Here is a 20,698-nt window from a genome sequence, read left to right as displayed (position 1 = left end):
CTACGCGGCTCCTCAGGATGAGGGCTGAGGAAGAAAGCCTCAAACGAGCTGCTTGCCCTTGGCGTCGATGATCTCGCCGGTATCGCCCTCGAAATCGGGCAGGATCATCTCGTTATGCGCCTTGCCCGACGGGATCATCGGGAAGCAGTTCTCTTCCTTCGCCACCAGGCAGTCGAAGATCACCGGCCCGGGCGTCTCGATCATCTGCATGATCGCGGCATCGAGATCGTTCGGATCGGAGCAGCGGATGCCGTGCCCGCCATAGGCCTCCGCCAGCTTGACGAAGTCCGGCAGCGAGGCCGAGTAGCTCTCCGAGTAGCGCCCGCCATGCAGCAGTTCCTGCCACTGGCGCACCATGCCCATGTACTCGTTGTTGAGGATGAAGACCTTGACCGGCAGCCGGTACTGCACCGCCGTCGACATCTCCTGCATGTTCATCAGGATCGAGGCCTCGCCGGCGACGTCGATGACGAGCGCATCGCGATGCTTCATCTGCACGCCGATCGCCGCCGGCAGGCCGTAGCCCATGGTGCCGAGCCCGCCCGAGGTCATCCAGCGGTTCGGTTCCTGGAAGCGCAGATACTGCGCCGCCCACATCTGGTGCTGGCCGACTTCGGTGGTGAAATAGGTGTTGCGGTCCTTGGTCAGCTCATGGAGCCGCTCGAGCGCGTATTGCGGCTTGATCACCGAGCCGGACTGCTTGTAGCCGAGGCTGTTGCGCGCTCGCCAGCCGTTGATCTGCGTCCACCAGGCGGTGAGCGCGGTCTTGTCGATCTGCGGCGAGGTCTCGCGCCAGATCCGGACCATGTCCTCGAGCACACGGGCGCAGTCGCCGATGATGCCGATGTCGACCTTGACGTTCTTGTTGATCGACGACGGGTCGATGTCGATATGGATCTTCTTGGAATGCGGCGAGAAGGCGTCGAGCCTTCCCGTGATCCGGTCGTCGAAGCGCGCACCGATGTTGATCATGACGTCGCAGTCATGCATGGCGAGGTTCGCCTCGTAGGTGCCGTGCATGCCGAGCATGCCGAGCCACTGCTTGTCGGCCGCCGGGAAGGCGCCCAGTCCCATCAGGGTCGAGGTCACCGGATAGCCGGTCAGGCGCGCCAGCTCCCGCAGCAGCGCCGAGGCGTGCGGGCCTGCGTTGATGACGCCGCCACCGGTATAGAAGATCGGCTTCTTCGCCTTGGCGATCAGCTCGACCGCGGCCTTGATCTTGTTCAGGTCGCCCTTCACCACCGGCCGATAGGTCTTGTGCTGGTTGTCGCGCGGGCGGCTGTAGGCGCCGGACGCGAACTGGATGTCCTTGGGGATGTCGATCACGACCGGACCCGGCCGGCCATTGGCCGCGACAAAAAACGCCTCGTGCAGGATGCGCGGCAGGTCCGCGATGCTCTTCACCAGGTAGTTGTGCTTGGTGCAGGAACGGGTGATGCCGACCGTGTCGCATTCCTGGAAGGCGTCCGAGCCGATCAGATGCGTCGGGACCTGGCCGGTGATGACGACGAGCGGGATCGAGTCGAGCAGCGCATCGGTCAGGCCGGTGACGGCGTTGGTCGCGCCGGGGCCCGAGGTGACGAGCACGCAGCCGACCTTGCCCGGCGCCGAGCGGGCATAGCCCTCGGCGGCGTGGACGGCGCCCTGCTCGTGGCGGACGAGCACGTGCTTGACCTTGTCCTGCTGGAAGATCGCATCGTAGATCGGCAGCACCGCGCCGCCGGGATAGCCGAAGAGATGCTCCACGCCCTGGTCCTGGAGGGCGCGAACGACCATCTCGGCGCCGGTCATCATCTCGCTCATAACGGTCTCCTGCGGAGGTCTGTCTGTCGGTGTCGGTCGGAAAAAGGCAATAAAAAAGGCCCTCGGAGGGGCCTGGGCGTGCGCTGGCGTCGGGGACGCCCGGTTGTTAAACCGGCCCCTACCAGCGCACCTGTACGATAATAAGCTTGCGCATGTCGCAGCCCTGTCGAAACGAAAGTTGCCGGACGCTAAACGAGCAGCGTCGTATGGTCAAGCAGGATTAGAGCCGGCAATCGAGGCGTCGCTGGCCCAAGCCGCGATCGCAACATCGAGCGCTGCCTCCGGCGCGACCGCGGTCCAGCCCTCCATCTGGTGGCGGAACCATGTCACCTGCCGCTTGGCATAGGCGCGGGTATCGGCCTTGCCCCGAGCCACCGCCTCGTCCAGCGAGAGCCTGCCGTCGAGATGGGCGATCAGCCCCGGCACGCCATGGGCGCGCATCACCGGCAACAGCGGATCGAGCCGGCGCTCGCGCAGGGCCGCGACCTCGTCGAGCGCGCCGTGGTCCATCATCACATCGAAGCGGGCGTCGATCCTGGCCCGCACCAGCTCCCGCTCCGGCGCGAGGAAGAGCTTGAGCAGCTCCTGTCCGGCCAGCGGCCCCGGCCGCCTCGAACCCTGGAACGTCGCCAGCGAACGCCCGGTCGCTTCGAACACCTCCAGCGCCCGCATCACCCGCAAACGATCGCTCGGCCGCAGGCGCGCCGCCATTTCCGGATCCCTGCCGGCGAGCTCGGCATGCAGCTCGGTTGTGTCGCGCCGCTCCGCCCGGGATCGAAAGGCGATGCGAACCTCGTCGGGCACCGGCGGGATATCCGAGAGGCCCTCGGTCAGCGCCTTGAAATAGAGCCCGGTGCCCCCGACCAGCACGGGCAAGGCGCCCTGCCTGGCCAGCTCCTGCAACAGCGCACCGACTTCCGCCGCATAGGCCGCTGCCGAATGGTTCACTGCTCCGTCGACATGGCCATAGAGACGGTGCGGTACCTCGCCCATCTCCTCCGGCATCGGCCGTGCAGTGATGACCTGGAGGTCACGATAGACCTGCATCGAGTCGGCATTGACCACGACGCCGCCGAAGCGCCTGGCGAGTTCGACCGCCAGCGCCGACTTGCCGCTCGCGGTCGGACCTGCGATGAGCACCGCGCTGCATTTCACTTGGTCTCTGGCTCCGTCATGACGCTCGTCGCCACCTTCGTCTCCGCCCATGGTCAGGCCCTGCTCGACGATGGCCTGCTCGCCCGCCTGCGCGCCGCCGCGCCTGCTCCGGCGACGGTCGAGCGCCTCGACGGCGAGATCGCGGCCGACCTCTTCGCGGAAGCGGGCGATGGGCGCAAGCTCGAAGCGACATTGCGCGAGGCGCTGGACGGCGCCCCGGTCGACATCATCGTTCAGCCGGCCGCGGCCCGCCGCAAGCGCCTGTTCCTCGCCGACATGGATTCCACCATGATCGGCCAGGAATGCATCGACGAGCTTGCCGCCTATGTCGGCCTGAAGGAGAAAGTCTCCGACATCACCGAGCGCGCCATGCGCGGCGAGCTCGAATTCGAGCCGGCGCTGCGCGAGCGCGTCGGCCTGCTGAAGGGCATTGCGCTCGGCGTCGTCGACGAGATCATCGAAAAAAGCATCACGCTAACGCCGGGCGGCAGCGCCCTGGTGCGCACCATGCGCGCCCATGGCGGCTATACCGCGCTGGTCTCGGGCGGCTTCACCGTCTTTACCGGCCCGATCAGCCGCACCATCGGCTTCGACGAGCACCGCTCCAACATCCTGCTGAGCGAGGGTAACCTGCTCTCGGGGCTGGTCGCCGAGCCGATCCTGGGCAAGCAGGCCAAGCTCGACGCGCTGATCGAACTGCGCACCCGTTTCGGCCTGCCGGACGAGGCGACGCTCGCCGTCGGCGACGGCGCCAACGATCTTGCCATGCTGGGCGAGGCCGGGCTCGGCGTCGCCTATCGCGCCAAGCCGGCGGTGGCCGCCGCGGCCGATGCCCGCCTCGACCATGCCGACCTCACCGCCCTGCTCTACGCTCAGGGCTATCGCGGCGACGAGATCGTCCGGAACTGAGCCTCAATCCACGATGAACAGCCGCGCTCCATTCGGCGAGCGCGAGCGATGCGGCTCGGCCTTGTCGGCAACCTGGTAGCTCATCCCGGCTCGCAGCCACATCACCCGGCCATCCGCCAAAGTTGTCTCCAGCTCGCCCTCCAGGCAGAGCAGGATATGCCCCTTCTCGCACCAATGGTCCGAGACATAGCCGGGCGAGTATTCGACCATCCTGACGCGGATCGGATTGTCCGCCGGCCCGAAGCGGCGCGTGCGCCAGGTCGCCTTCCCCTCCTCGCCTGGGAAATGTTCCGGCTCGACTGAGGACCAGTCAGTCGTGCCGAAGGGAATCTCGCTCATGCGCATGGACAGTCGCTCCGAAGCGTGTCCCGGCACCCTGCCGAAGAGGTTATCGCCCGACCAATGCAAAATGCTGATCGCTGCCATCGCCCAGGACAATCACCCAATAATAAAGGCGGCCCGCAGGCCGCCTTTCGTTGTCTCTGGATCAGGCTGACGCGATCAGCTCATGGTCACCGCGACGAAGCGGACCTCGCCCTGGGCGTTCGAGACCAGCAGCAGGGCCGACTTCTTGCCCTCCTTCTTCAGGGCGTCGAGCCGCTTGGTGACGTCCTCCGGCGAGTTCACCGGCTCCTGGCCGACCTCGACCACCAGCTCGCCGACGAGGATGCGCTTGTCGGCGGCGTTGGAGTTGGCATCGACCTTGGTGATGACGACGCCCTTCAGCCCGTCCTTGATCGAGTAGCGCTTGCGCAGATCGTCGTTCTGCGCCGAGAACTCGAGACCGAGCGCCGAGGCGGTCACCGGCTTGGCGGGCTCGCCCGCGGGCTTGTTGGCAGCAGCCTGCTGGACCTTCTCGCCATCCTCGAGCCGGGCGAGCTTGACCGTCTTGTTGAGTTCCTTGCCCTTGCGCATCACCTGGATCGGCACGTCCTTGCCGACCGCAGTGCCGGCGACGATGCGCGGCAGCTCGCGCGAATCCTTGACGTCCTTGCCGTCGAACTTGACGATCACGTCACCGACTTCGAGGCCGGCCGGCTTGGCCGGGCCCTTCTCGTCGATGCCGGCGATCAGCGCGCCGCGGGCGGTGCCGAGGCCGAGCGCCTCGGCGGCGGCGTCATCGACGTTCTGGATACGCACGCCGAGCCAGCCGCGGCGGGTCTCGCCGAACTCGCGCAGCTGATCGACGATGTTGGTCGCCAGCGACGACGGCACGGCAAAGCCGATGCCGACCGAGCCGCCGGTCGGCGACAGGATCGCGGTGTTGATGCCGATCACCTCGCCGGCCATGTTGAACAGCGGGCCGCCGGAATTGCCCTTGTTGATGGCCGCGTCGGTCTGGATATAGGTGTCGTAGGGACCCTGGTTGATGTCGCGGTTGCGGGCCGAGACGATGCCCGACGAGACCGAGCCGCCAAGGCCGAATGGGTTACCGATCGCCATCACGGGATCGCCGATCCGCATCTTGTCGGAATCGCCGAACTTGACGAAGGGCAGCGGCTTGTCGTGCTTCACGCGCAGCAGCGCGAGGTCGACCTTGGTGTCCTTGCCGATGACCTCGGCCTTGAGCCGCAGGCCGTCGCTGAACACCACGGTGATCTCGTTGGCATCGCCGATGACGTGGTTGTTGGTGACGACGAGGCCGGACGGATCGACCACGAAGCCCGAGCCCGCCGATTGCGAGCGGCGCTGCTGCGGCGGCTGGTTCTGGTTCTGGCCCTGCTCGCCGCCGCGGCCGCGGCGGTTGAAGAATTCCTCGAACAGGTCGCCGAACGGAGTGTCGGGCCCGAGCTGCGGCAGCTGCGGCAGGTTGCGGCCGCGCGTCTCGCTGGTCGTCACCGCCGCGATGTTGACGACGGCCGGCATCACCCGCTCGGCGAGATCGGCCAGCGAGATGGTGGTGCCGTGGGCCTGCGGCGTGGCCTGGACGTTGCCAGGCGCCGGCGTCACCTGGGCGAAGGCGGGCACCGTCGCGAACGCCATGCCGGCAACCGTCGCGATGCGCGCCAGGCGGTAGGCGTGGGAATGTGTGAATGCCATCGATGTCCTCATGATCATGATGATGTCGCGCCAAGAGACCGAGGGTGACGGGGTCGCCTTGACGGCATTGCAGCGCAGCCGGAATCCGAACGCAACTTAAGAACGCCAAAATACGGCGGAAGGGCGACGCAAGATTGCGTCATAATGCCGTGATCGCCGGAAAACGGCTCGGAGCCTGGGCAGAACCCGAGCGCCTCCCGTTTGAGGCCCTCAGAACGGAATCCGCCCGGCTCGCAGCGCAAGCCGGGCGGATCCTGTTTCCATCAACTGCGAGCCAGCCAGACCAGGCCGACACCGACGATCGCCGAGACGATGCCGATCAGGCGCATCCGGTCCGCCGGAGTCTCGGAGGCGCTGCGCAGCGCCTCCTTGGCGATCTCCGGTATCGACGCGAAAAGCAGTCCCTCGATGGCGAAGACCAGGCCGAGCGCCGCGAGGAAATCTGTCATGCGCAACGCTCGGTCATAGGTCAGGGCTGTGGAGCCGCGGGCGTGGCCGGGGCTGCGTTCGTCGCCGCGCCGGCGCGCTTGCCGGACGGGTCGTTGAAGAAGCGGAAGAACGGCGAGTCGGGCGTCAGCAGCATGCGCGTATCACCCGACTTCAGGCTCGCTTCATAGGCCTGCATAGAGCGGTAGAAGGCGAAGAACTCCGGATCCTTGCCGAAACCCTCGGCGAAGATGCGGTTGCGCTCGCCCTCGCCCTGGCCGCGGATCTCGTCCGACTTCCGCTGCGCTTCGGCGACGATGATGATCGCCTCGCGCTCGGCCCGTGCCCTGATCTCCTGCGACTGCTGGCCGCCCAGGGCGCGCGCTTCGGCCGCCTCGCGCTGACGTTCGGTCTGCATGCGCTGGAACACCGCCTGCGAGTTGGCCGCCGGCAGGTCGACCCGGCGCAGGCGGACGTCGACCACGGTCATGCCGAACCGGCCTGCTTCGCGGTTCACCTCGTCGCGGATGCGGTTCATCAGCCGCGAGCGGTCGTTGCGGACCATCGATGTGAAGGTCGCCTCGGCCAGGACCGAGCGGACTGTACCGTTGACGATCGAGGCGAGCTGCGAGTTGGCGCGCGGGATGTTGTTGACCGCCTGGTAGAAGCGCAACGGATCGGAGATCCGGTAGCGCGTGAAGGCGTCGACCACGAGCCGCTTTTGGTCCGAGGCGATGATTTCCTGCGCCGGCAAGTCGAGATCGAGGATGCGGTTGTCGAGATAGGTGACCTGCTCGAACGGAGCCGGCAGCTTGAAATAGAGCCCCGGCTCGGTGACGACGCTGCGCACCGCGCCGAAGCGCAGCACGATCGCCGACTGGGTCTGCTGGACGACGAAGGTCGCGGCGTAGAAGACCACCGCCGCGATGGCGATGACGGCCAGGACGCCGATGCGAAGGAAGCCGCTCATCGGGTCGCTCCCTGCTGGGCCTGGCCCTGGTTCTGGCCGGCCGGCCGGCGCTGCTGCTGGCCGAGCTCTCCGAGCGGCAGATAGGGCACGACGCCGTTTCCGGTGCCGTTCTGGTCGAGGATCACCTTGTCCATGCCGCCGAAGACGCGCTCCATGGTTTCGAGGAAGAGGCGCTCGCGGGTGACGGCGGGCGCGTTCTTGTACTGCTCATAGACCGAGTTGAAGCGGCTGATCTGGCCGAGCGCCTCATTGACCGTCTGGTCCTTGAAGGCCTCGGCCGACTGGAGGAGCTGCGCCGCACGACCGCGCGATTCGGGCACGACCTGGTTGGCGTAGGTCTCGGCCTGGTTGCGCAGGCGCTCCTGGTCGGCGCGCGCCGCCTGGACGTCGCGGAAGGCGTCGATGACCTGCTGTGGCGGGTCGACCTTCTGCAACTGCACCAGCCGGATCAGCACGCCGGCCCGATAGGTGTTCAATGTGTCCTGCATCAGCTGGCGCACTTCGGTCTCGATTGCGGCGCGGTCGGTGGTCAGCACCGGCTGAATGTTGCGCCGGCCGATCACCTCGCGCATCGCGCTCTCGGCCACGGCCTTCACCGTGCCCGGCGGGTCCTGGATGTTGAAGACATAGGCCTCGGGCGCGCCCGGATCGATCTGCCACTGCACGATCACGTCGATGTCGACGATGTTCTCGTCACCGGTCAGCATCAGGCTTTCCTCGCCGACATCGGTCTGGCGCGAGGTGCGGGCCGATTCGACGGTGCGGAAGCCGACCTCGGTGGTGATGACGTTGGTCACCTGCGGCTTGATCACGCTGCCGATCGGATAAGGCAGGTTGTAGTTCAGGCCCTGCGCGGTCTTTCCGACATATTTGCCGAAGATCAGGTTGAGGCCGACCTCGTTGGGCCGCACCGTGTAGACGCCGGTGGCGAGCCAGAGCAGCACCAGGCCGAGACCGACGAGCAGGAGCCCGCGCCCGCCGAGATTGCCGCCCGGCATGAAGTTCTTCAGCCGATCCTGGCCGCGCCTGATGATCTCCTCGAGATCGGGCGGAGTGTTGCCGCCGGAAGGACCGCCGCCGCCCCAGGGACCGCCGCCATTGCCGCCGCCGCCGCGCTGGCCCCAGGGACCACCGCCACCGCCGCCGCCACTGCCGCCGCTTCCACCGCTCTGGTTACTCCAAGGCATGCCTCAGCCGTTCCTCATTCTTTGCTTCGACCGTGCATAGCTGAACGGTTGAACGCTGTCAGCGCCATCAGGCGCAATGGGCGTTGAATTGGGCATCGGCCACGGATTCGTCAACGACGCAAGCGCCTTTGGTCGTAGACCCTTCGTCGCAGTCGTTCATTCGACGGCTTGAGCAGCTCACTCGGGCAGCGTTCCGCGAGGGCATAAATCCGCGCTGTCGCCGAACACCCGCGCCAGAATCAGCACCATTGCGTCAATCACGGTTCTGCAGCCGCCGGCTTGCATTCGATCGTCGGCATCTTCAACCCTCGCCGATATTCGGTGGCTGCCGGGCATGCCAAATATGGCCGATCTTGCAGTCCCATGCCACATGCCATATGTAGGTACGTGCCTACATGGAGCTCAGCCATGGCCCGGATCACGATTTCAAGTCGCGAGCTGAACCACGATGTCAGCAGCGCCAAGAAGGCCGCGCAGGAAGGCCCCGTCGTGATCACGGACCGTGGCAAGCCCTCGCATGTACTGATGACCTATGGCGAATTCCAACGCCTGAGCGGCAAACGCCACAGTCTGGTGGAGGCGCTCGCCATGCCCGGCCTAGCGAGCATCGAGTTCGATCCACCGCGCACCGAGATCGCGCCGCGCAAGATCGACCTGTCTTGAGCTATCTGCTCGACACCAACGTCGTCTCTGAGCTCCGCAAGATCGGTGACGGCAAGGCCGACAGCCGCGTCTTGGCCTGGATCGCGGCGGAAGACGCGGCGCGTTTCTTCATCTCGGCCATCACCATCCTCGAACTGGAACGAGGCGTGCTCGGCGTTCAGCGCCGGGACGCCGCGCAGGGCGCGCGCCTGCGAGCCTGGCTCGACAATCATGTCCGCCCGGAATTCGCCGGACGCATTCTGCCCGTCACTGCCGAGATCGCCACGCGCTGCGCACACCTCCACATCCCCGATCGGCGCAACGAAGTGGATGCGCTCATCGCCGCCACGGCGCTGGTCCACGATCTGGCCGTGGTGACGCGCAATGTCCGGGATTTCGAAGGTGCCGGCGTCGTCGTCATCGACCCGTGGCAGGGTTGACCGGATTCCCGACCGAAAACTCAAACCTGCTTGTCAAACGATGCGAAACTGAAGGCATGCTCGTCCTCCGGGCCTGCGGGATGCTCGCTGCGGGCGCTCTCGCGGAAGGATTTGCGGTCGAAAGCCGGGAAGATCGCATCACCCTCGGGGCTGACGTGGACGAAGGTCAGCTCCAGCCGGTCCGCAAAGGGCAGTGCCTGCGCATAGACCTCGCCGCCCCCGGCGACGATGACGGCGCGCGCGCCCATCGCCTGCCCCAGCCGCTGCGCCGTCTCCAGCGCCTGGTCGAGTGTCGGCACGACGTAGACGCCGTCCGGCCCGAACTGCGGATCGCGCGACAGGACCACGCTCTGGCGCCCGGGCAAGGGTTTGCCGATCGACAGGAAGGTCTTGCGGCCCATGATGATCGGGCAGCCCATGGTCAGTTCGCGGAAGCGGCGCAGATCGGTCCGGAGCCGCCAGATCAGCTGGTTGTCGCGGCCGATCACGCCATTGTCGGCGATCGCGGCGATCAGGACGACGGGAAGCTTGCCCACCGGCTCAGCCCCCGGCGGCGAGCTTGCGCAGCGCTTCGCCATCGAGCCGCTTCACCGTCCACTCGCTCTGCGCCACCGCCCCGATCGAGCGATAGAACACCCGCGAGGGCTCGTTCCAGTTCAGCACCCACCAGGCGAAGCGCGACAGCCCCTCGTCGACGCAACGCTTGGCGAGGCGCACCATCAGCGCCTTGCCGATGCCGCGGCCGCGCTGCTCGGGCCTGACATAGAGGTCCTCGAGCCATATCCCGTGCCGGCCGGTGAAGGTCGAATAGGTGTAGAACCAGATCGCGAAACCGGCGGGCGCGCCGTCCCATTCGGCGATGTCGCAGAACACCCTGGGCTCGGGCCCGAACAGGGCGGCGGCCATGTCGGCCTCATCGGCCTCGACCTCGTGGAGCAGCTTCTCGTATTCGGCGAGCTCGCGCACGAAGGAGAGCACCAGCCCCTCTTCGCCCGGCCGGGCGGGACGGATCGTCAGCGTCATACCGCGATCGGGGCCTTGATCGCCGGATGCGGGTCATAGCCCTCGATCGCGATGTCCTCGAAGCGGAAATCCTCGAGCTTGCGCACCGCCTGGTTGAGCCTGAGGGTCGGCAACGCCCGCGGCGTCCGCGAAAGCTGCTCTCGCGTCTGGTCGAGATGGTTGAGATAGAGATGCGTGTCGCCGAAGGAGTGGACGAAATCGCCGACGGCGAGGCCGGTCACCTGCGCGACCATATGGGTCAGCAGCGCATAGCTTGCGATGTTGAAGGGTACGCCGAGGAAGACGTCGGCCGAACGCTGGTAGAGCTGGCAGGATAGCCGTCCGTCGACGACGAAGAACTGGAAGAGGCAATGGCACGGCGCCAGCGCCATCTTCGGGATGTCGGCCGGGTTCCAGGCCGAGACGATCAGCCGGCGCGAATCGGGATTGCGCCTGATCTCGTCGACGAGCCAGGCGATCTGGTCGATCGTGCCGCCGTCCGGAGCCGGCCAGGAGCGCCATTGCCTGCCGTAGACCGGGCCGAGATCGCCGTTGTCATCGGCCCATTCGTCCCAGATGGTGACGCCGTTCTCCTGAAGATAGCGGACATTGGTGTCGCCGCGCAGGAACCAGATCAGCTCGTGGATGATCGATTTCAGGTGCAGCTTCTTGGTCGTGACCAGCGGAAAGCCCTCCGACAGGTCGAAGCGCATCTGGTGGCCGAACAGAGCGAGCGTGCCGGTGCCGGTTCGGTCATCCTTGCGGACGCCTTCGTCGAGGACGCGCTGCAGAAGGGCGTGATACTGGTGCATTGAACCCGAATTCGAATCTGAAAAGCGCACGACTTTAGCGCCATCCGTGCCGGCGCGCTCCCCACCCGCCGCAGCTCTCAACCGCTTTTCACGCAGCCCTCGCGGCCAAGTCTCACGGCATCGAAAGAAATCGTGATCGCTGCGGATATTGCAATGCCGAAAGAGCGCCCCAATCTGAATGCCTGATTAACAGAAGGGGCGCTTCGGGCCTGCGCTTGAAGTATCGGACGAAGGCGGCTTCCGGTTTCCGGAACGATCTGATGCTCCATCAAACGCCCGGTTGATGAGGACCATATCATGACCAGACTATCCGTGCTGGCCGTGCTGCTTCTGGCAGCAGGCATGGCAGGGCAGGCTTCGGCTTCCGCCTGGGCTGACAGCAAATCTCAGCCTCCGGCGACCGCCGCCACCAAGCCGAAGATCACGGAATCGCAGGCGCGCTCGATCGCCTTCCGCCACGGCCTCGTCCATATCGAGGAGATCGCCCTCTCCGATTGGCGCTGGGAGATAGCCGGGCGCGCCCAGGGCGGTGTCGAGGTGACGCTCGATCTCAATGCCTATGATGGCTCGGTGGTCGGTGGTGCTGCAGCGCCCTGAACCCGGCTTCGGCTCCCGAAACAATGCGAAAGCCGCGGGGGTTTTCCGCGGCTTTCGCGCGCCTGCGCAGAAATTAGCCGGGAGGGCCTCCTGCTCTCTTTCCCCGCGCGCGCTCAGTGCCTATATTCGCCTTGCCGTCCGCAAGGCCGGCTATGGCGATAAACGGACTTCGGAATAAGCCTTTCGGACCCGGGGGCGGTACCCGGCGCCTCCACCACAGCCCTGCGGCGCGAGCAGCAGGGGACTTGCAGCCACAAGGTTGCAGGGCTGCGGCGGGGGCGAAATAGGATCGACGAGGGTGTAAAGGTTGTTCTTTTGCTCGGCATGGTACCGCCGTTATCGGGCCTAAAGCATAGTTGCCAACGACAACAATGCTCGGGTTGCTGTCGCCGCGTAAGCGGTGCTGGTTCCCAAACCAAAGCCCTTGCGTTTAGCCGCGTAAGGCGGGGCTCGGAGGCGCCTGGCAACAGAAGCCTCCACTTTTTTATGCGGCTCAGGCAGCCGGTGCGGAGCAGCAGAGGAGGTCTTCCTTTGCATGAGAAGCGCTCTAAACTAATGGAATCGGTCACGTTTTTCGTTTCGAGGAGCTTCCCTCCCGTCGTGGCGTGATCTAGAGGAGCGGAAACGGAACCCGGACCCGATGACCAAGGATATTCTCCGCTACGACCTGATGGTGCAGGACGCGCTCAAGGGCGTCGTCCGCAAGATCCTGGCCGAGGCGGGCCGTGACGGGCTCCCGGGCGAGCATCATTTCTACATCACCTTCCGGACCACCGCGCCGGGCGTGCGGCTGTCGCAGCGCCTGCGCGAGAAGCATCCGGACGAGATGACGATCGTGCTCCAGCACCAGTTCTGGGACCTCAACGTCAGCGACCACGCCTTCGAGGTCGGGCTCTCCTTCTCCGGCGTGCCGGAGCGGCTGCTGATCCCCTATGACGCGATCACCACCTTCTTCGACCCATCGGTCCAGTTCGGCCTGAAGTTCGAGACGCAGGACGCCGCAGGCGAAGCGCAGGCGAGCGAGCCCGCCGCCCCGGCGAAGGCGCCGCGCGGCGCGGCCTCCGAGCCCAGCGTCGCCCCGGCCGCGCCCCTCGCCCTTCCGCCCAAGCCGGCGCAGAAGGCGCTGCCCGCGAGCGCGAAGAAGGAAGCAGCCGAAGCGGATGTCGTGGCCAGGCCCGAGACCGAGGAGGATGGCGGCGCCCAGGTCGTCAGCCTCGACGCCTTCCGCAAGAAGACCTGAGACCCAAGGACTTCCATCATGACCGGTTATCGCAGTGAGACCGATTCCTTCGGTCCGATCGACGTCGCCGACGACCGCTACTGGGCGGCGCAGACGCAGCGCTCTCTGCAGAACTTCAAGATCGGCGGCCCGGCCGAGCGCATGCCGCTGCCGCTCGTGCATGCGCTGGTCCTGGTGAAGAAGGCTGCGGCCACCGTCAATGCGAAGCTCGGCCTGCTCGAAGGCAAGGTCGAGCAGGCGATCGTCCAGGCTGCCGACGAGGCACTTGCCGGCAAGTTCGACGAGCATTTCCCGCTCGTCGTCTGGCAGACCGGCTCCGGCACCCAGTCGAACATGAACGTCAACGAGGTGCTGGCCAACCGCGCCAACGAGATCTTGGGCGCCGGCCTCGGCAAGAAGAGCCCGGTCCACGCCAACGATCACGTCAACAAGGGCCAGTCCTCCAACGACAGCTTCCCGACCGCGATCCATATCGCCGCCGCGCTCGCCATCTCGAAGGACCTGCTGCCCGCCCTCGGCCGGCTGAAGGATGCCCTCGACGCCAAGGCGAAGGCCTTCGCCGATCTCGTTAAGATCGGCCGCACCCATCTCCAGGACGCGACCCCCGTCACGCTCGGCCAGGAATTCTCCGGCTATGTCGCTCAAGTTCAGCTCGGCATCGCCCGCATCGAGCAGACCCTGCCCGGCCTGCTGGCGCTCGCCCAGGGCGGCACCGCCGTCGGCACCGGCCTCAACGCCCATCCCGACTTCGCCAAGGCGTTCTCGGCCGAGGTCGCCAGGCTGACCGGCCTGCCCTTCCGCACCGCCGACAACCTGTTCGAGGCGCTCGCCAGCCATGGCGCCATCTCCTACAGCCACGGCGCGCTGACCGCGCTCGCCATGGACCTGTTCAAGATCGCCAACGACATCCGGCTGATGGGCTCGGGCCCGCGCTCGGGGCTCGGCGAAATCAGCTTGCCCGAGAACGAGCCGGGCTCCTCGATCATGCCCGGCAAGGTCAACCCGACCCAGGCCGAGGCGCTGACCATGGTCGCGACCCGCGTGCACGGCAACCAGGCGACCGTCACCTTCGCCGCCAGCCAGGGCCATTTCGAGCTCAACGTCTTCAAGCCGGTGATCGCGCAGGCTTTCCTGCAATCGGCTCGCCTCCTTGCGGACGCGGCCGACAGCTTCCGCACCAACTGCGTGGAGGGCATCGAGCCCAATCGCGAGCGCCTGACTGAGCTGCTCTCGCGCTCTCTCATGCTGGTGACGGCGCTGGCTCCCGCGATCGGCTACGACAAGGCGGCGAGCATCGCCAAGGCGGCCCATCACAACGGCACGACCCTGCGCGAGGAAGCGCTGAAGGCCGGTGTCGACGGTGAGCTCTTCGACAAGACCGTCGTCGCCGAAGACATGCTCAGCCCGGGCTGATCATGGCCGAGATCGTCAATCTCCGCCGCGCCCGCAAGGCTCGCGACCGGGCGAGCGCAGAGGCAAAGGCCGAGCAGAACCGGATCGCGTTCGGCCGGACCAAGGCCGAGCGCAAGCTGACCGAGGCGGAGAAGACGCTGGCCGAGCGGCGCCTCGAAGGCCATCGCCTCTCCGACGATCCCGGCGGCGAGGACAAGGCGTGAGCGGCAGACCATGAGCGGCCTGCGCAAGCGCTCGCTCGCCATCGCCGGCCACCGCACCAGCGTCTCGCTCGAGGAGCCGTTCTGGGATGCACTGAAGGAAATCGCGGCCGCCGAGAAACGGCCCATCGCCAGCCTGGTGGGCGAGGTCGATTCCGGCCGCGGCGAACTCAACCTCTCCTCCGCTCTGCGCCTGCGGGTGCTGGCGCATTATCGCGGGCGCCCCGAGCCCGCCAAGGTCACACCCGCGGACTGAGCAGCAGTCGCCGCGCCGTTTCGACCACGGCGCGCGTCAGATCGGCCAGCCTGTCGGCCGCGACCCGGTTGACCTGCCAGAACAGCGGCGTGTCCAGCACCCTGCCGGGCATCAGCTCGCAGAGCCGGCCGGCATCGAGATGCTCCCGCACCAGCAGTTCCGGATTGGCGCTCCAACCGATGCCGAGCAGGCACGACTCGACGAAGCCCTGCGTCGACGGCACCCAATGCACTGGATGATTCGGGCTTTCGCCAAACGCGAGCTCCATCCATTGGCTCTGCAGGCGATCCTTCTGGTTGAAGACCAGCGAGGGTGCCTGCGCCAGCGCGGGCAATGTCACCCCGTCGGTAAAATGGTGCGCCATGAACGCCGGGCTTGCCGTCGCGAGATAGCGCAGCGAGCCGAGCGGGATCACCCGGCAGCCCTGGATCGGCTTGTCGAGCGCCGTGACGGCGGCGAGCACCCGTCCCTGCCGCAGCCAGTCGGCGGTGTGCTCCTGATCGTCGACGGCGATATCGAGGAGGTGCGGGCTCCGGTTCGTGAACGCGGCGACCGCGCCCAGAAACCAGGTTCCGAGGCTGTCGGCATTGGCGGCGACCCGCAGCGTGACACGCTGCTGCGGCTGCCCCGGCTCGGCCAGGGCCGGCAGCCGCGTCATCAGCTCGCCCTCGAGCAGGCCGACCTGCTCCATATGGCGGCACAGCCATTCGCCGCGCTCGGTCGCGATACAGGGCTGGCCCCTGATGATCAGCACCGTGCCAAGCCGCTCCTCGAGCTGCTTGACCCGCTGCGAGACGGCCGACGGCGTGACGTTCAGCGCCTGCGCCGCCTTGTCGAAGCTGCCGGTTCTGACAACGAGCGAGACGGCCTGCAGGGCGGGATAATCGAGCACAGAATTAGCTCTGCTTAATCGAGATAACGATGTTTAACTACACTAAGGCGGCGTTGACTCCTAGGCGGAACGGCGAAACGGGACCGCCGCTCATGCCCTTCTCCGTCTACCTCACTGGCTTCACCATGGGCCTCAGCCTGATCGTCGCCATCGGCGCCCAGAACAGCTTCGTGCTGCGGCAGGGTCTGCGAAATGAGCATGTCTTCGCGGTCTGCCTCACCTGCGCCTTGTCGGATGCGGTCCTGATCCTCGCCGGCGTCGTCGGCTTGAAGCAGGCGACGGCGATGCTGCCGATGCTGGAACCGGCCCTGCGCTATGGCGGCGCCGCCTTCCTGATCTGGTATGGGGCGCGCAGCCTGCTCTCGGCGTTGCGCTCATCCGAGGCGCTCGCGGTCGGCACCGCCGGAGGAGCAACGCTGTCGGCCAGCCTGATCACCTGCGCGGCGCTGACCTGGCTCAACCCACATGTCTATCTCGACACCGTGCTGCTGATCGGCAGCATCGCCAGCCAGTTCCCCGGGCAGGAACTGGTCTTCGCCACGGGTGCAATGACCGCCTCCTTCCTGTTCTTCTTCGGGCTCGGCTATGGCGCCCGCTGGCTACGCCCGCTCTTCGCCGACCCCAGATCCTGGCGCATCCTCGACGGCATCGTCGCCGCCACCATGTGGGCGATCGCCTTCAAGCTGCTGCGGGGTGGTTGATGACCTCTCGTCCTTGACGCTTCCCTTCAGCCCTCATCCTGAGGAGCAGCCGAAGGTTGCGTCTCGAAGGATGCTTCACGAGGCTCCGGAACCAGCTGGACCATCCTTCGAGACGGCCCTGCGGGCCTCCTCAGGATGAGGCTCGCATGGAGAGCCGACGCCAGGGGCGAGCAAAGAATCTCGCACTCTCAGCGACTTACCAAGAAAGCTTGAATCAACCCCGCACCCGCTTGAATCGATGTCCCAGCGCCTTGAATCAGTTCTGCAGCGGCGAGCGCGACAGCGGCCGCGGCACCGGCTGGATGTCGAGCGGCGGCGGCAGCGGCGGCGCTTCGCCGCGCGGCCTGCCATAGCCCGGCGGATCGCCCGGAATATAGGAAGGCGGCGCGCCCTGCAGGATCATCGGCCCCGGTCGGCCCTCGATCGCGGCCCGGATCGCGGCTTGTCGTGCCCGCTCCTCGGCTTCGGCCTTGCGCCGCTCATCCTCGGCCTTGCGCAGTTCCTCCTGGCGTTTCGCGATCTCGGCCTTGCGCGCCTCCTCGGCGATGCGCGCCTCTTCCAGCCTGCGGGCGATCTCCGCTCGGCGTGCCTCCTCGGCCTGCCTCGCCTCTTCGGCGCGCCGGGCGATCTCGGCCTTGCGGGCTTCTTCGGCGAGTCTCGCCTCCTCCGCCTTGCGTGCCGCTTCCGCCCTGCGGGCCTCTTCGGCCAGCCTGGCCTCCTCGGCCTTGCGCGCCTCCTCGGCCCGCTTCTCCTCGGCGATCCGGCGCTCCTCCTCGGCCTTCAGGAATTCCGCGAGCTTGCGCTCGTTCTCGCGCAGCTCGCGCTCGGCCCGCAGGCGGCGGATATGCATCGCCCGCTCGCGCTGATCCGCCTCGAACGCCTCGACCCGCTCAATCTCGCGCGCCAGCGCCCGCGCCGCCACGACATTGGACAGTGCGCCGACATCGGTCTCGCGCCGCGGCGCATCGAGCGGCCCACGCCAAGCGACGCCGACCTGCGGCAACTGCTCCGGCCAGCCCTTCGGCGCCGCACCGAGCGGGCGCAGGTTGAGGCGCAGGTCGGCGGTCATCGCCCGCCAGTCGACCAGCCCCGTCGCGTCGGCCCTGAGGCCCGCACGCTCGATCGAGACGGGCGAGACCCGCAGCACGCCGGCCGCCTCGGTGAACGGGATGGTGACGTCGCCCAGCGGCCAGCTCCCCTTCTCCAGCGCTTCGCCGATCCGGTCCTGCAGGCGCCCCGTCTCGCTTTCGGAAGCGTCATCGCCAGTCGCGGCGATCACTTTGGAGATCGCTGCGGGGTCGAAGCGCGCCATGCCGGCGCCCGCAACGCTGATCGAGCCGGCGCCGCCGAGCGCCGCGATCAGGCGCGCCGGACTCTCGCCCGAGCCGCCGGCCTCGAAGCTCCCCGACAGCTTGCCGGTCAGCGCCCCCTTGGTCAGCGAGGCCAGGTCGAGCCCGGTGAGGCCGAGCCTGCCCGTGATCTGCGCCAGGCCGCCTTCGCGCCGGGCCGTGAGCCGCCCACTGACCTCGCCGCCGGCATGGCTGCCACGGAGATTGTCGAGGACGAGCCCGTCCGGTCCGGCCGCAAGGTCGAGCCGCGCCTTGGCCAGGGCAATGCGATCGGTCAGGTCGAACCGCTCGGCGGAAAGAGCCAGCCTGACCTCGCCGAGCCCTGTCGCGCCCTGGAACCGGCTCGGCGACCACTGGCTGCCTGCGACCGGCTGCGCCTGGCCGATCACCGCCGTGAGCGCGGGCTGCAATGCGATATAGGGCAGATCGAGCCGCCCGCCGATCCCGCGCTCGGCCGAGAAGCTCAGCGCGCCGCGTGCGGCCTTGCCGCCGGCATTGACGACGAGATCGTCGAGCCTGGCCTCATCGCCGAAGCTGACGCGCCCGGAGGCATCGAGGACGCCATCCGGAACCAGCCGCGCCAACCCGTCCGGCAGGACCTGATCCGGCCCGTCGGCCTGCAGGCTAAGCCGTGCCCCGCCTCCGGCGCCTTCCAGAACCAGCATCAGCCCAGGCCCGGCCAGCGAACCGACCGGCCCATTCGGCCCGAAGCCGAGCGAAAGCTCGCCTGAGCCGCCGCGTGCCGGGCGCGGCAGGCCGAAGGCGGCGAAGGTGCGGCGCCGGTCGTCGAGCGAGAGCTTCACATCGCCGCCGCTCCACTGCCCGGTCGCATCGAGCTTGCCATTGAGCGAGAGCCGCCCGGCCTGGGCCGAGCCGTCCGCCACGACGCTGGTCTCGCCATTGGGCGCGCGCGCAAGCCTGAAGCTGGCATCGATGCCGGCGAGCCCGTCCTCGATCCGCGGCAGCACGCGCCGGAAGCCTTCCGGCAGCAGCGGACCGGCCAAAGCCGTCAGCGCGGCGAAACGCGGCGCGCGCACCCGCCCGGCGATCTCGCCGCCGCCCGGCAACAGTGCCCCCTCGCCCTCGACCTTGACGCCGCCAAAGCCATCGACCGCGAGACGAGTGAGACGCCAGTCGCTGCCCTGCCGGGTCAGCGCGAGCCGAGCCGAGCCCGGTGGTGTCGAAAGGTAGCGCAACCCGTTCAGTGTCAGATCCAGCGAAAGATCGCGCCGCCCGGCGAGCGCGTTGAGGCTGTCGCCGGCTGGCAGGGTTGAAAGGTCGAGCCCGTTCACCGTCAGCTTGGCATCCAACCGCCCGGGCGTGATCGCGCCCGAACCTTCGAGCCGCGGCCCGGAGCCCGCCCGCGCGATCATTCGGGTGATCGCGAGACGCTCATCGCTCCAGTCCAGCGCAGCCGTGCCGTCGACGCTGCGCAATGCGGCGAAGCTGTCGGCCAGCCCGGCCTCGACGCCGAGCCGCGTCAGCGCCAGCGCCGCCCGGCGTGCATCGGGCGCTTTCGCCTCGACCGTGCCGCGGAAGCCCTGGCCGTCGAGCGCACCGCGCGCCTCGAGGACCGCATTGGCGATCCTGACCGTGGCGCTGCCTGCATCGAGCCCATCGCCATCGAGCTTGCCGCGCAAGGCAAAGCCGCTGAAGTCCTCGCCACGCCAGACGATCTGGTCGAGATCCAGTGAAAGCTCGACCGGCCCCGGCAGTGCCTGCAAGGCGCGCTGATAGCCCGGCCGCTGGGCCAGCGCCTCAGTCAGCACATCGGCATCGAGCCGGCGCGCCTTGAGCTGGAGGCTGCCCTTGCTGTCCGCCGGATTGAACGAGCCCTCGCCCTCCAACCGCGCGGCTCCGCCGGCGATCTCGATGGCGAGGCTAGAGAAGTCGAGACGCCGGCTATCGCCGCTCACGCGCCCGGCGAGACTGACCGCGCCGCCGGGCGCGATCGTGAAGCCGCCATCCAGTCCGGGCCGAACGCTCTGCTCTGCACCAGCCAGGATCAGCGAACCGTCGAAGCCGAATTGCGTCTGCTCGCCGGTGACCGAGGCCTTGGTCCGCAGCCGCCCATCGGCTTCGATCGCGCCGGTGGCGAAGCGCAGGGACGAGCCGGCGATCTCGCCCTCGACACGCCAGGGGCCGTGCAGGGCGACGGCCGAGACGTCGACGGAGATAGGGGCCAGCGTCTGCGCCGCCTTGCCGGGCTCGCGCCAGATCACGGCCGAGCGGCGGATCGCCAGGCGATCGATGGCCGTCTCGCTCGGAAGGCCCGCACCCTCACGGGCCGGCAGGGCGATGGCGCCGGTCTCGTCTGCAACGAGATTGAGCGTCAGCCCGTCCGCCTCGGCTTCGACCAGCCTGAACTCGCCGCGTGCCAGCGGCGCCAGGGCGAGCTCGGCCGTCAATGTCTCGATGGTCGCCGCGCTGGCCGCGTTGCCGCTGGAGCCGAGACGCACCTGGCCCAGCACCAGCCGCGGCGATGGCAGGAGCCGCAGCCCGATCTCGCCGGCGACGCGCGTCTCCACGCCGAGCGCAGCGCTGATGCGCCGCTCGAAATGGGGCCTGTACTCGCGCCAGTCGACGAAGCCAGGCCCCAGTAGCGCGGCCAGCAACGCCGCGACGAGCAGCCCGGCCAGTAGGGTCAGGGCCTCACGCACGCTC

Annotated in this window: 21 protein-coding genes and 1 other RNA gene; 10 read left to right on the top strand and 12 right to left on the bottom strand. The window is 67.6% G+C overall.

Features of this window, described 5'->3' with window-relative positions; genetic code table 11:
• Positions 1-39: 39 nt before the first annotated feature.
• Positions 40-1,803, bottom strand: coding sequence for an acetolactate synthase 3 large subunit (locus V7S63_RS10575; RefSeq protein ID WP_336530171.1), 1,764 nt, complete (start codon positions 1,801-1,803; stop codon positions 40-42).
• A gap of 210 nt (positions 1,804-2,013) precedes the next feature.
• Positions 2,014-3,009, bottom strand: coding sequence for a tRNA (adenosine(37)-N6)-dimethylallyltransferase MiaA (gene miaA / locus V7S63_RS10570; protein WP_336530170.1), 996 nt, complete (start codon positions 3,007-3,009; stop codon positions 2,014-2,016).
• Here miaA and serB point away from each other — a divergent pair.
• Positions 2,977-3,867: a phosphoserine phosphatase SerB gene (gene serB, locus V7S63_RS10565; RefSeq protein ID WP_336530169.1), complete on the top strand. Its 891-nt coding sequence runs from the start codon at positions 2,977-2,979 to the stop codon at positions 3,865-3,867. The two genes, miaA and serB, sit on opposite strands and share 33 nt — an antisense overlap.
• A 3-nt stretch (positions 3,868-3,870) precedes the next feature.
• Here the strand turns inward: serB and V7S63_RS10560 are convergent, their stop codons facing one another.
• The 5 genes from V7S63_RS10560 to hflK form a co-directional block, all read right to left on the bottom strand.
• Positions 3,871-4,212 carry a DHCW motif cupin fold protein gene (locus V7S63_RS10560; protein ID WP_336530168.1) on the bottom strand — a complete coding sequence of 114 codons (342 nt, stop codon included), beginning with the start codon at positions 4,210-4,212 and terminating at the stop codon, positions 3,871-3,873.
• Positions 4,213-4,368: 156 nt separating this feature from the next.
• Entirely contained in the window at positions 4,369-5,907 is a 1,539-nt protein-coding gene (locus V7S63_RS10555; RefSeq protein WP_336530167.1) for a Do family serine endopeptidase, read from the bottom strand.
• Positions 5,908-6,170: 263 nt separating this feature from the next.
• Complete coding sequence (locus tag V7S63_RS10550) at positions 6,171-6,356, bottom strand: DUF2065 domain-containing protein (protein WP_091840576.1); 186 nt, start codon at positions 6,354-6,356, stop codon at positions 6,171-6,173.
• Between the two features lie 20 nt (positions 6,357-6,376).
• Positions 6,377-7,303: a protease modulator HflC gene (gene hflC, locus V7S63_RS10545; RefSeq protein WP_100963354.1), complete on the bottom strand. Its 927-nt coding sequence runs from the start codon at positions 7,301-7,303 to the stop codon at positions 6,377-6,379.
• Positions 7,300-8,490, bottom strand: a complete 1,191-nt coding sequence (hflK, locus tag V7S63_RS10540; protein ID WP_100963352.1) for an FtsH protease activity modulator HflK — start codon at positions 8,488-8,490, stop codon at positions 7,300-7,302. Before hflK ends, hflC begins: the two co-directional genes overlap by 4 nt.
• 408 nt (positions 8,491-8,898) lie before the next feature.
• Between hflK and V7S63_RS10535 the strand changes: the two genes are divergently transcribed.
• Together V7S63_RS10535 and V7S63_RS10530 are read left to right on the top strand one after the other, a co-directional pair.
• Complete coding sequence (locus V7S63_RS10535; RefSeq protein ID WP_336530166.1) at positions 8,899-9,153, top strand: type II toxin-antitoxin system Phd/YefM family antitoxin; 255 nt, start codon at positions 8,899-8,901, stop codon at positions 9,151-9,153.
• Positions 9,150-9,572, top strand: a complete 423-nt coding sequence (locus tag V7S63_RS10530) for a type II toxin-antitoxin system VapC family toxin (RefSeq protein WP_091840566.1) — start codon at positions 9,150-9,152, stop codon at positions 9,570-9,572. The genes V7S63_RS10535 and V7S63_RS10530 overlap by 4 nt, the downstream gene beginning before the upstream one ends.
• Positions 9,573-9,592: 20 nt before the next feature.
• Here V7S63_RS10530 and V7S63_RS10525 read toward each other — a convergent pair whose 3' ends face one another.
• From V7S63_RS10525 to V7S63_RS10515, 3 genes are read right to left on the bottom strand one after another with little or no spacing between them, the layout of a single operon-like run.
• On the bottom strand, positions 9,593-10,150 hold the full coding sequence (locus tag V7S63_RS10525) for a dihydrofolate reductase (protein ID WP_442896447.1): 558 nt from the start codon (positions 10,148-10,150) through the stop codon (positions 9,593-9,595).
• Positions 10,113-10,595, bottom strand: a complete 483-nt coding sequence (locus V7S63_RS10520; RefSeq protein WP_091840563.1) for a GNAT family N-acetyltransferase — start codon at positions 10,593-10,595, stop codon at positions 10,113-10,115. The genes V7S63_RS10525 and V7S63_RS10520 overlap by 38 nt, the downstream gene beginning before the upstream one ends.
• Positions 10,592-11,386: a thymidylate synthase gene (locus V7S63_RS10515; protein WP_336530164.1), complete on the bottom strand. Its 795-nt coding sequence runs from the start codon at positions 11,384-11,386 to the stop codon at positions 10,592-10,594. The genes V7S63_RS10520 and V7S63_RS10515 overlap by 4 nt, the downstream gene beginning before the upstream one ends.
• 297 nt (positions 11,387-11,683) lie before the next feature.
• Here V7S63_RS10515 and V7S63_RS10510 point away from each other — a divergent pair, with 297 nt between their 5' ends.
• The 6 genes from V7S63_RS10510 to V7S63_RS10485 all read left to right on the top strand — a co-directional run bounded on the left by V7S63_RS10510 (position 11,684) and on the right by V7S63_RS10485 (position 15,092).
• On the top strand, positions 11,684-11,983 hold the full coding sequence (locus V7S63_RS10510) for a PepSY domain-containing protein (protein ID WP_336530163.1): 300 nt from the start codon (positions 11,684-11,686) through the stop codon (positions 11,981-11,983).
• 94 nt (positions 11,984-12,077) lie between these two features.
• Positions 12,078-12,464: a transfer-messenger RNA gene (gene ssrA / locus V7S63_RS10505) on the top strand.
• A 159-nt stretch (positions 12,465-12,623) separates the two neighbouring features.
• On the top strand, positions 12,624-13,223 hold the full coding sequence (locus tag V7S63_RS10500) for an SspB family protein (RefSeq protein ID WP_091840555.1): 600 nt from the start codon (positions 12,624-12,626) through the stop codon (positions 13,221-13,223).
• 18 nt (positions 13,224-13,241) lie between these two features.
• Complete coding sequence (fumC, locus tag V7S63_RS10495) at positions 13,242-14,636, top strand: class II fumarate hydratase (RefSeq protein WP_336530162.1); 1,395 nt, start codon at positions 13,242-13,244, stop codon at positions 14,634-14,636.
• A gap of 2 nt (positions 14,637-14,638) precedes the next feature.
• A complete protein-coding gene (locus tag V7S63_RS10490) occupies positions 14,639-14,839 on the top strand; it encodes a DUF4169 family protein (RefSeq protein WP_091840549.1) in 201 nt (66 codons plus the stop codon).
• A 10-nt stretch (positions 14,840-14,849) separates the two neighbouring features.
• Positions 14,850-15,092, top strand: coding sequence for a ribbon-helix-helix domain-containing protein (locus V7S63_RS10485; protein ID WP_091840547.1), 243 nt, complete (start codon positions 14,850-14,852; stop codon positions 15,090-15,092).
• On the opposite strand, the gene V7S63_RS10480 is transcribed toward V7S63_RS10485, so the two are convergent.
• Complete coding sequence (locus V7S63_RS10480) at positions 15,076-15,984, bottom strand: LysR family transcriptional regulator ArgP (RefSeq protein ID WP_336530161.1); 909 nt, start codon at positions 15,982-15,984, stop codon at positions 15,076-15,078. The genes V7S63_RS10485 and V7S63_RS10480 overlap by 17 nt on opposite strands.
• Before the next feature lie 92 nt (positions 15,985-16,076).
• Here V7S63_RS10480 and V7S63_RS10475 point away from each other — a divergent pair, with 92 nt between their 5' ends.
• Positions 16,077-16,685, top strand: a complete 609-nt coding sequence (locus V7S63_RS10475; RefSeq protein WP_336530160.1) for a LysE/ArgO family amino acid transporter — start codon at positions 16,077-16,079, stop codon at positions 16,683-16,685.
• A gap of 256 nt (positions 16,686-16,941) precedes the next feature.
• Here V7S63_RS10475 and V7S63_RS10470 read toward each other — a convergent pair whose 3' ends face one another.
• On the bottom strand, positions 16,942-20,694 hold the full coding sequence (locus tag V7S63_RS10470; RefSeq protein WP_336530159.1) for an AsmA family protein: 3,753 nt from the start codon (positions 20,692-20,694) through the stop codon (positions 16,942-16,944).
• Between the last annotated feature and the right edge of the window lie 4 nt (positions 20,695-20,698).

Origin of the sequence: Allobosea sp. CCNWLY174, assembly GCF_037120455.1 — a bacterium.
In the GTDB taxonomy this organism is placed as follows: domain Bacteria; phylum Pseudomonadota; class Alphaproteobacteria; order Rhizobiales; family Beijerinckiaceae; genus Allobosea; species Allobosea lupini.
The sequence above is the reverse complement of the archived record's forward strand: the minus strand, read 5'-3'. Positions and strand labels throughout refer to the sequence as shown.

Bases quoted from the DNA above. Each gene is read 5' to 3' on its own strand.
- V7S63_RS10510 (WP_336530163.1), top strand. From the start codon at position 11,684: ATGACCAGACTATCCGTGCTGGCCGTGCTGCTTCTGGCAGCAGGCATG.
- V7S63_RS10575 (WP_336530171.1), bottom strand. From the start codon at position 1,803: ATGAGCGAGATGATGACCGGCGCCGAGATGGTCGTTCGCGCCCTCCAG.
- hflK (WP_100963352.1), bottom strand. From the start codon at position 8,490: ATGCCTTGGAGTAACCAGAGCGGTGGAAGCGGCGGCAGTGGCGGCGGC.
- V7S63_RS10535 (WP_336530166.1), top strand. From the start codon at position 8,899: ATGGCCCGGATCACGATTTCAAGTCGCGAGCTGAACCACGATGTCAGC.
- V7S63_RS10490 (WP_091840549.1), top strand. From the start codon at position 14,639: ATGGCCGAGATCGTCAATCTCCGCCGCGCCCGCAAGGCTCGCGACCGG.
- V7S63_RS10500 (WP_091840555.1), top strand. From the start codon at position 12,624: ATGACCAAGGATATTCTCCGCTACGACCTGATGGTGCAGGACGCGCTC.
- V7S63_RS10520 (WP_091840563.1), bottom strand. From the start codon at position 10,595: ATGACGCTGACGATCCGTCCCGCCCGGCCGGGCGAAGAGGGGCTGGTG.
- V7S63_RS10515 (WP_336530164.1), bottom strand. From the start codon at position 11,386: ATGCACCAGTATCACGCCCTTCTGCAGCGCGTCCTCGACGAAGGCGTC.
- V7S63_RS10550 (WP_091840576.1), bottom strand. From the start codon at position 6,356: ATGACAGATTTCCTCGCGGCGCTCGGCCTGGTCTTCGCCATCGAGGGA.
- miaA (WP_336530170.1), bottom strand. From the start codon at position 3,009: ATGGGCGGAGACGAAGGTGGCGACGAGCGTCATGACGGAGCCAGAGAC.
- V7S63_RS10525 (WP_442896447.1), bottom strand. From the start codon at position 10,150: ATGGCGAAGCGCTGCGCAAGCTCGCCGCCGGGGGCTGAGCCGGTGGGC.
- V7S63_RS10485 (WP_091840547.1), top strand. From the start codon at position 14,850: ATGAGCGGCCTGCGCAAGCGCTCGCTCGCCATCGCCGGCCACCGCACC.
- V7S63_RS10555 (WP_336530167.1), bottom strand. From the start codon at position 5,907: ATGGCATTCACACATTCCCACGCCTACCGCCTGGCGCGCATCGCGACG.
- V7S63_RS10475 (WP_336530160.1), top strand. From the start codon at position 16,077: ATGCCCTTCTCCGTCTACCTCACTGGCTTCACCATGGGCCTCAGCCTG.
- V7S63_RS10560 (WP_336530168.1), bottom strand. From the start codon at position 4,212: ATGCGCATGAGCGAGATTCCCTTCGGCACGACTGACTGGTCCTCAGTC.
- serB (WP_336530169.1), top strand. From the start codon at position 2,977: ATGACGCTCGTCGCCACCTTCGTCTCCGCCCATGGTCAGGCCCTGCTC.
- hflC (WP_100963354.1), bottom strand. From the start codon at position 7,303: ATGAGCGGCTTCCTTCGCATCGGCGTCCTGGCCGTCATCGCCATCGCG.
- fumC (WP_336530162.1), top strand. From the start codon at position 13,242: ATGACCGGTTATCGCAGTGAGACCGATTCCTTCGGTCCGATCGACGTC.